Genomic DNA, 1,192 nt, shown 5'->3' with positions numbered 1-1,192 from the left:
CCGTCGCCGCCGAGGGCCTGGCCGGGCGCGAGGCCGCCGCCGCCGTGGCGCGCGCCGCGAACGAGGACGGCGCGGCGCGCATGCGGGCGAACTTCCTGCTGCTGCTCGACCTCGTCCGCCGCACCGAATCGCGCGAGGAGGCGCGCGTGCCCCCGCAGGCCGACACCCCCGCCAACATCGAGCTGCGCGCGAAGCGCGCCGTGGCGCGCTTCGCCCCGCGGCTCGGCGTCAGCCCCGAGATCATCGCCGCCTGGCTCGAGGCCCTCGCCTCCGCCTTCTGCGGCGTGGGCATCCCGGGCGATACGGGCGTCTCGCGCAGCCGCGCGCTGGTCGCCGGGCTGCAGGCCATGATCGCCGAGATCGAGCTGCATGTCGCGCAATCCCCCGACCCGAGCGAGCAGCACGCGGCGGTGCTGGTGGTGGATGCGGCGCGGCTGACCCTGTCCTGCGCGGCCAGCGCCTTCCGGGACCTCGATGGCCTGCTGTCCGACACGCCGACGCTGCTGCGGGCCTGGCGCGAGGATTCGACCGATCTCGGCCGGCGTGCCTCGCGGCCCGACTGGCTGCTCGATGGCTGGCAGGTGATCGCCGAGCTCTGGCGCGACGCCGATCCCGGCCTGCGCGAGGGCGCGCTGTGGGAGATGGCGCTGCTCGCCCCGGTGATGCCGCGCGAGGTCGAGGAATGGCTCGGCATCTCCGAGGACTGGGAACGCCCGACGCGCATGCGCCGCGTGGTGCGCGCGAACGAGGATTGGCGCAGCGGGCGCATGCTCGACATCGTCGCGCGCAACGAACGCCTGCGTTCGCGCGCCGCATGAGCACCGCCTTCTCGGCCGAGCATCGCCGCCTGACCCATGCCGTGGCCTCCGCCTCGGACGCGGCGCTGGCGCGCGTGGTCGCGGTGTTCGACCGCATGGCCGACCGGCGCGAGGCCGACCGGCTGCTCGATGCCGCGCGGCCTCGGCTGCGCCGGCTGCGCCCGCCGCGGCCGATCGCCTTCACCAGGCTGCTGTTTCTGCCGCTCGATGGCGTGATCGTCGAGGCGCGCGCCTGGAAGCGCGCCGATGGCGGGGTGCCGCGCAGCGCGCTGCCGGCGCTGGGCGATGCGGTGCGGGTCGCCATCGGCGCCGCGGCCATCGCCATCGAGGACGCCTTCGCCGGGCGCAGCTTCGCCGACCTCGCCGCGGTGGAT

2 protein-coding genes are annotated in these 1,192 nt (G+C 75.9%); both read left to right on the top strand.

Features of this window, described 5'->3' with window-relative positions; all coding sequences use genetic code 11:
- The coding region (locus HW578_RS26810; RefSeq protein WP_198373741.1) for a hypothetical protein at positions 1 to 818 on the top strand (818 nt) is incomplete at its 5' end.
- Positions 815 to 1,192: hypothetical protein (locus HW578_RS26805; RefSeq protein WP_198373740.1), on the top strand; the 378-nt coding region annotated here is incomplete at its 3' end. The genes HW578_RS26810 and HW578_RS26805, both read left to right, overlap by 4 nt.

It is taken from the genome of Roseomonas rosulenta (assembly GCF_016106005.1).
GTDB lineage: Bacteria > Pseudomonadota > Alphaproteobacteria > Acetobacterales > Acetobacteraceae > Neoroseomonas > Neoroseomonas rosulenta.
Note: the sequence above shows the minus strand (reverse complement) of the source record. Positions and strands in the feature narration are given on the sequence as shown.